Below are 6,639 nucleotides of genomic sequence, written 5' to 3'. Positions count from 1 at the left end.
GCCACCACGACGCGCCCGGCGACTGCGCCGGGTGACGCACCCAGCACCAGCCACGCGAGGGCGCCGCTGGTCGCCCCGCAGAGCAGCACCGCCGCCGCCAGGGCCCGGCCAGGGTCGCCCGCGCCCGGGGTGGCCCGGCTCCGGGCTGCGACCGCCCACCGCGGTGCGGTGCTCACGTCCATGGTCCGACCATCGGCACCGGTGCCTCCCGCGTGAGCGACTACTGTCGGCACCTGTGACAGCAGCGGAGCACCACCAGCAGCGCCCGGTGCGGGTCGCCGTCCTCGGAGCGGCCGGACGGATGGGCAGCACCGTGTGCCAGGCCGTCGACGCGGCGGCGGACCTCGAGCTCGTCGCGCGCGTCGACGTGGGCGACGACCTCGCGGTGGTGGGCGAGGCCGGTGCCGACGTCGCCGTCGACTTCACCGTGCCGTCCGTGACCGAGGCCAACGTCCACACGCTGCTGGACCTGGGGGTGCACGCCGTGGTCGGCACCACGGGGTGGGACGACGAGGCGCTGCTGCGGGTCCGCCGCCACCTGGACCGCGCGGACGGCATCGGGGTCCTGGTGGCGCCGAACTTCGCCCTCGGCGCGGTCTTGGCCATGGCGTTCGCCGCGCGCGCCGCGCGCTGGTTCGAGTCCGTGGAGGTCGTGGAGCTGCACCACCCGGACAAGGTCGACGCACCGAGCGGGACGGCCCGGCACACCGCGGAGGGGATCGCTCGGGCGCGCCGGGCCGCGGGCCTGGGCCCGGTGCCGGACGCCACGACGCAGCAGCTCGACGGGGCGCGCGGCGCCGTCGTCGACGGCATCCACGTCCACGCCGTGCGGCTGCGCGGGCTCGTCGCGCACGAGGCGATCCTGCTCGGCAACCCGGGAGAGCAGCTGACGATCCGGCACGACTCCTTCGACCGGACGTCGTTCATGCCGGGCGTCCTGCACGCGGTGCGCAGCATCGGCGCCCGACCCGGGCTCACCGTCGGCCTCGAGCACCTGCTCGACCTGGGCTGAGCCGTGCGTCGCGGACTCGCCGGTGCGCTCCTGCTCAGCGCGCTGCTCGTGCTGTACATCGTCGCGGTCGCGGACCGCGGGCTCGCGCTCGCGCGCACCGGCGAGCCGGTCGGCGTGGCGCTCGGCCTCGCGGTCCTGGTGCTGCCCGCCCTCGGGGTCTGGGTCCTCGTCCGCGAGTGGCGCACCGCCGTGACCGTGCAGCGGATGGCCGACGAGCTCCAGCGGGAGGGCCGGCTCCCGGTCGACGACCTGCCTCGTAGCCCTGGCGGGAGGATCGACCGCGCCGCGGCCGACGAGGCCTTCGCGACGGCCCGTGCCGAGGTCGAGGGGTCGACGGACGACTGGGGCGCCTGGTTCCGCCTGGGGTTCGCCTACGACGCCGCCGGTGACCGACGCCGGGCTCGGGAGTCGCTGCGGACCGCCGCCCGCCTGTACCGGCGCGCCTGACCCCGCCGCCTGTACCGGCGCGCCCGACCCCGCCCCGGGGCCGGGCGCAGGGACGTCTAGATCTCGGCGGACCAGCGGTGCTCGGCCACGCTCCGCGGGCCGGCACCGTCGACGTCCGGACCGTCCGAGGCGAGCTCCCGACGCGACCCGTCCGGTCCCAGCCCGGCCGCGCCGAGGAACTGCTCGCGCGCGACGTCGCCCTCGAGGACCCACGTCCGGACGTGGCCCGCGCCCGTCTCCCGGGCGAGGTCCACGCAGGCGGCGAGGAGCCGGGAGCCGTGCCCCCCGCGCTGGTGGTCGGGGTCCACCTCGAGCGCCACGAGCTCCACGCCGTCCTCGACCGGTGCGGACGCGACGAACCCCACGACCCGCGGTCCGTCGCAGGCGACGAGGACCCGGTGCGCGCTGCTCGGCGGGGCCGAGACGGCCTGCGCCCACTGCTCCTGCACGGCGACGGCGTCGAGGCGGTCCAGGACGTCCGCGCCGAGGACCTCGGCATGGCTGGACCGCCACGCACGGAGCTGGGTCCGGGCGATGGCCGCCTCGTCCCCGGGCGTCGCGGGCCGGACGGACACGTCGGCGGTCTCACGGAACAGGGCCATGGGTCGCCAGGCTAGCAACGCACCGGACCCCGGGCCGCCGCCGTCAGGACAGGGCGCGGAGCCCCGCGGCCACCACGGCCGCCAGGACCACGACGACGACGAACGGCGCGCGCAGCGCCAGCGCGACGGCCGCCGCCGCGAGCGCCGCGGCCCGAGCGTCCAGCACGACGGCGTCGCCCGTGGTGAAGGCCTGGACGGCGACGAGGGCACCGAGCAGCGCCACGGTGACCAGGGACGCCACCCGCGCGACCCGGGGCTGCGCGAGCCAGTGCTGCGGGACGCGGTGGCCCGCGAGCTTCGTCGCGAAGCACACGGCGCTCGCAGCCAGCACCGCGAGCCAGGTGGCCGTGTAGGGCGTCATGCCGAGGGCACCCCCTCGGGCCCGGGGCGCGCCTCGTCCGCTCGCGGTCGCGCGCGTCGGCCCAGCGTGGGCGTCGGGGGCGTGCGCCACCCGGCGAGGACCGCCACGAGCGCGGCGGCCAGGACCGGGATCCCGGCGGGCGCGACCGGCGTGAGGAGGAGCGCCACGACGACCGCGCCGGCCGCGACCCCCTGGGCTGCGCGGCCACCGAGGCGGGGCCACAGCAGGCCCAGGAAGGCGGCGGCCGCCGCGGCGTCCAGGCCCCACCGGGTCGGGTCGCCCAGGGCGTCCCCGACGACGGCGCCGAGGACGGTGAACGCGTTCCACAGCACGAAGACGCCCACGCCGGTCCACCAGAACCCGAGCCGCGCCGTCGGCGGGTCGGGCTGGGCGTTCGCGACCGCGACCGACTCGTCGATCGTGACGTGGGCGGCGGCGAGCCCCCGGAGCCCGGGCGTGCGCACCAGGGGTGCCATCACCGCGCCGTAGAGCGCGTTGCGGGCGCCGAGCAGCCCCGCCGTCGCGACCGCCGCGACCGGGGCGCCGCCGGACCCGACGACGCCGATGAACGCGAACTGCGAGCCACCGGTGAACATCAGCAGGCTGAGCGCGACCGTCTGGGCGAGGTCCAGGCCCGCGGCGACCGCGAGGGCGCCGAAGGAGATCCCGTAGACGCCGGTGGCGACCGCGACGGACATCGCCTGCCGCACCACGGCCCGGCGCACGGCGCGGGCGTCGTCGGCGGGAGGCACGCGGAGCAGTATCGCGTGCGGGCCTACCATGACCCGCATGCCGGACGCCGCAGCCCCGCCCCAGCCCGGGACCACGCCGTACGAGGACCTGCTCCGCCTCGTCATGACGACCGGGACGCCGAAGGCGGACCGGACGGGCACGGGTACCCGGAGCGTCTTCGGCCACCAGATGCGCTTCGACCTCCGCGCGGGCTTCCCGCTCGTCACCACGAAGCGGGTGCACCTGCGCTCGGTCGTCCTGGAGCTGCTCTGGTTCCTGCGGGGCGACCCCAACGTCCGCTGGCTCCAGGAGCACGGCGTGACGATCTGGGACGAGTGGGCGCGGCCCGACGGCGACCTCGGGCCCGTCTACGGCGTCCAGTGGCGCTCCTGGCCCACCCCCGACGGCGGGACCGTGGACCAGCTGGCCCAGGTGCTCGAGACGCTGCGGCGGGACCCGGACTCCCGGCGGATGATCGTCTCCGCGTGGAACGTCGCGGACATCCCGCGCATGGCCCTGGCGCCGTGCCACGCGTTCTTCCAGTTCCACGTCGCGGACGGCCGGCTGTCGTGCCAGGTCTACCAGCGCAGCGCCGACCTCTTCCTCGGGGTGCCCTTCAACATCGCCAGCTACGCGCTGCTCACCCACATGGTCGCCCAGCAGACGGACCTCGAGGTGGGCGAGCTCATCTGGACCGGTGGCGACTGCCACGTCTACGACAACCACGTCGACCAGGTCACCGACCAGCTGTCCCGCGAGCCGTACCCCTGGCCCCGCCTCGAGCTGCGGCGGGCCGCGTCGATCGACGCGTACACCCTCGAGGACGTGCAGGTCGTGGACTACCGCCACCATCCCGCCATCAAGGCGCCCGTGGCGGTGTGACGGCGGTGCTCGGGATGATCTGGGCCCAGGCGCGCCGGGGGGTGATCGGCCGTGACGGCACGATGCCGTGGCACGTCCCGGAGGACCTGGCCCACTTCCGCGCCGCGACCCGCGGCCACGTCGTCGTCATGGGGCGTGCCACCTGGGACTCCCTGCCCGAGCGGTTCCGGCCGCTCCCGGACCGGGAGAACCTCGTGCTGAGCCGCCGACCGGGGCTGCGGCTGGCCGGTGCGCGCGTCGTCGCGTCGGTCGAGGAGGCGCTGGACGCCGTCGGCGGGCGCGATGCGTGGGTCATCGGCGGGGGCCAGGTGTACCGGGCCTTCGAGCCGGTGGCCGACCGGCTCGAGGTCACCGAGCTCGACCTGGACGCCGCCGGCGACACCTCGGCGCCCGCGGTGGACCCCGAGCGCTGGGCGGAGGTGGCCGTCGAGCCGACGACCGGCTGGGCGGAGTCCACGGCCGGCGTGCGGCACCGGTTCCGGACCTACGCGCGCCGCTGACCGGCCCGCCGACCAGCGCGCCGCCCGTGCCGGACGCCGTGCCGGCGGCGGCCCGTTCGCACGGTGGTCCGGCCGGACGCCGGTCGGTGCGCGGCGGTAGTTTGTCGGCCATGGCGCCGACCACTGCCCACCGCCCGTTCGGGGCCGTCCTCACCGCGATGGTCACCCCGATGACCGACGACGGCGCCGTCGACCTCGACGCGGCCGCCGCCCTGGCCCGCCACCTCGTGGACCACGGCCACGACGGCCTGGTGCTCAACGGCACGACGGGGGAGGCCCCGACGACGCACGCGCCGGAGAAGGCCGACCTCGTCCGGGCGGTCGTGGACGCGGTCGGGGACCGCGCCGTCGTCGTGGCCGGTGCCGGTTCCAACGACACGGCCCACGCGGTGCGGATGGCGCAGCAGGCCGCCGACGCCGGCGCGCACGGGCTCCTCGTCGTGACCCCGTACTACTCGCGGCCCTCGCAGGAGGGCATCTACCGGCACACCGTCGCCGTCGCCGACGCCACCGACCTGCCGGTCATGCTCTACGACGTCCCGGCCCGCACCGTCGTGCGGTACGCGGACGCGACCCTGGACCGACTGGCCGAGCACGACCGGATCGTCGCCGTGAAGGACGCGACGGGCGACGTGTTCGGGGCGCTGCGGGCGACGCTGCGGACGGGCCTGGCGTGGTACTCCGGGGACGACCCGCTCACGCTGCCGTTCCTGGCCCACGGGGCCGTCGGCGTCGTGAGCATGGCCGGTCACCTCGTCGGGGACCACATCGCCGCGATGGTCCGGGCGGTCGACGCCGATGACCTCGCGGCGGCGCGCGAGGCCCTGGTCCGGCAGCTGCCCGCGATCGACATCATCTGCGGGAGCGGCAACGGCGCCCTGAGGTCGAAGCTCGCGCTGTGGCTGCTCGGCGTCATCCCGAGCCCCGCCCTGCGCCTGCCGCAGGTCCCGGCGGACGCCGACGAGGTCGCCGCGGTCCGCACCGCGCTCGTGGCGGCCGGCCTCCTGGAGGCGGACGCCTGATGTCCCACCCGCACCCCGAGCTCGGCCCGCCCCCCGCCCTGCTGCCGGGCGCGCTGCGCGTCGTGGCGCTGGGCGGCCTGGGGGAGATCGGCCGGAACATGACCGTGCTGGAGCACGAGGGCCGGCTGCTCGTCATCGACTGCGGGGTGCTCTTCCCGGAGGACCACCAGCCCGGGGTCGACCTCATCCTCCCGGACTTCGACCACATCGCCGACCGCCTGGACGACATCGAGGCCGTGGTCCTCACGCACGGTCACGAGGACCACATCGGCGCCGTGCCCTACCTCCTGCGCCTGCGCCCGGACCTGCCGGTGGTCGGCTCGCAGCTGACCCTGGCCTTCGTCGAGGCCAAGCTCAAGGAGCACCGCATCACCCCGTTCACGTACGCCGTGAAGGAGGGCCAGCGGGAGACGTTCGGGCCGTTCGACTGCGAGTTCGTCGCGGTGAACCACTCGATCCCCGACGCGCTCGCCGTCGCCGTGCGCACCGGCGCCGGGCTGCTGCTGCACACCGGCGACTTCAAGATGGACCAGCTCCCCCTGGACGGCCGGATCACGGACCTGCGCGCGTTCGCCCGACTGGGGGAGGAGGGCGTCGACCTCTTCCTCGTGGACTCCACGAACGCCGAGGTCCCGGGCTTCACCGCGCACGAGCGGGAGATCGGCCCGGTCCTCGACGCCGTCCTCGCGGGCGCGGAGAAGCGGGTCATCGTCGCCTCGTTCGCCTCCCACGTGCACCGCGTGCAGCAGGTGCTCGACGCGGCCCACGCGCACGGCCGCCGCGTCGCGCTGGTGGGACGCTCGATGGTGCGCAACATGGGGATCGCGGCGGACCTCGGCTACCTCACGGTGCCCGACGACGTGCTGGTGGACGTCAAGCAGGTGGACGACCTGCCGCCGGAGCGCGTGGTCCTCATGTGCACCGGCTCGCAGGGCGAGCCGATGGCCGCGCTGTCCCGCATGGCCAACCGCGACCACCGGGTGCTGGTCGGGCCGGGGGACACGGTCGTGCTCGCCTCCTCGATGATCCCGGGCAACGAGAACGCCGTGTTCCGCGTCATCAACGGGCTCATGCGGCTGGG

General features: G+C 75.9%; 10 protein-coding genes. 6 read left to right on the top strand and 4 right to left on the bottom strand.

Translation table 11 applies throughout. The annotated features are described in order from the left end of the window. A partial coding sequence (locus tag N866_RS14720) for a hypothetical protein (protein ID WP_034227679.1) occupies positions 1-182 on the bottom strand: 182 nt, incomplete at its 3' end. Between the two features lie 53 nt (positions 183-235). Between N866_RS14720 and dapB the strand changes: the two genes are divergently transcribed. Together dapB and N866_RS14710 are read left to right on the top strand one after the other, a co-directional pair. Then, a complete protein-coding gene (gene dapB, locus N866_RS14715) occupies positions 236-1,012 on the top strand; it encodes a 4-hydroxy-tetrahydrodipicolinate reductase (protein ID WP_281173259.1) in 777 nt (258 codons plus the stop codon). A 3-nt stretch (positions 1,013-1,015) separates the two neighbouring features. Continuing rightward, a complete protein-coding gene (locus N866_RS14710) occupies positions 1,016-1,459 on the top strand; it encodes a tetratricopeptide repeat protein (RefSeq protein WP_034227676.1) in 444 nt (147 codons plus the stop codon). Positions 1,460-1,515: 56 nt separating this feature from the next. On the opposite strand, the gene N866_RS14705 is transcribed toward N866_RS14710, so the two are convergent. Genes N866_RS14705 through N866_RS14695 form a run of 3 tightly spaced genes read right to left on the bottom strand, consistent with a single transcriptional unit; the run spans position 1,516 to position 3,120 of the window. Then, positions 1,516-2,061, bottom strand: a complete 546-nt coding sequence (locus N866_RS14705; protein ID WP_034227674.1) for a GNAT family N-acetyltransferase — start codon at positions 2,059-2,061, stop codon at positions 1,516-1,518. Between the two features lie 43 nt (positions 2,062-2,104). Continuing rightward, the gene (locus N866_RS14700) at positions 2,105-2,422 is read right to left on the bottom strand and encodes an AzlD domain-containing protein (RefSeq protein WP_034227671.1); all 318 of its coding nucleotides are present in this window, start codon (positions 2,420-2,422) and stop codon (positions 2,105-2,107) included. Beyond that, complete coding sequence (locus N866_RS14695; protein ID WP_245612607.1) at positions 2,419-3,120, bottom strand: AzlC family ABC transporter permease; 702 nt, start codon at positions 3,118-3,120, stop codon at positions 2,419-2,421. Before N866_RS14695 ends, N866_RS14700 begins: the two co-directional genes overlap by 4 nt. An 82-nt stretch (positions 3,121-3,202) precedes the next feature. Between N866_RS14695 and N866_RS14690 the strand changes: the two genes are divergently transcribed. From N866_RS14690 to N866_RS14675, 4 genes are all read left to right on the top strand, one after another. Then, positions 3,203-4,036 carry a thymidylate synthase gene (locus tag N866_RS14690; protein ID WP_425393969.1) on the top strand — a complete coding sequence of 278 codons (834 nt, stop codon included), beginning with the start codon at positions 3,203-3,205 and terminating at the stop codon, positions 4,034-4,036. 14 nt (positions 4,037-4,050) lie between these two features. Then, positions 4,051-4,536, top strand: a complete 486-nt coding sequence (locus N866_RS14685; RefSeq protein ID WP_034227681.1) for a dihydrofolate reductase — start codon at positions 4,051-4,053, stop codon at positions 4,534-4,536. A gap of 110 nt (positions 4,537-4,646) precedes the next feature. Further along, entirely contained in the window at positions 4,647-5,558 is a 912-nt protein-coding gene (gene dapA, locus N866_RS14680; RefSeq protein WP_034227669.1) for a 4-hydroxy-tetrahydrodipicolinate synthase, read from the top strand. Continuing rightward, positions 5,558-6,639 (top strand): ribonuclease J (locus tag N866_RS14675; RefSeq protein WP_034227668.1); only part of this gene is annotated, 1,082 nt, incomplete at its 3' end. The genes dapA and N866_RS14675, both read left to right, overlap by 1 nt.

Origin of the sequence: Actinotalea ferrariae CF5-4, assembly GCF_000603945.1 — a bacterium.
In the GTDB taxonomy this organism is placed as follows: Bacteria; Actinomycetota; Actinomycetes; order Actinomycetales; family Cellulomonadaceae; genus Actinotalea; species Actinotalea ferrariae.
This window is presented reverse-complemented; position numbering and strand designations above follow the sequence as displayed.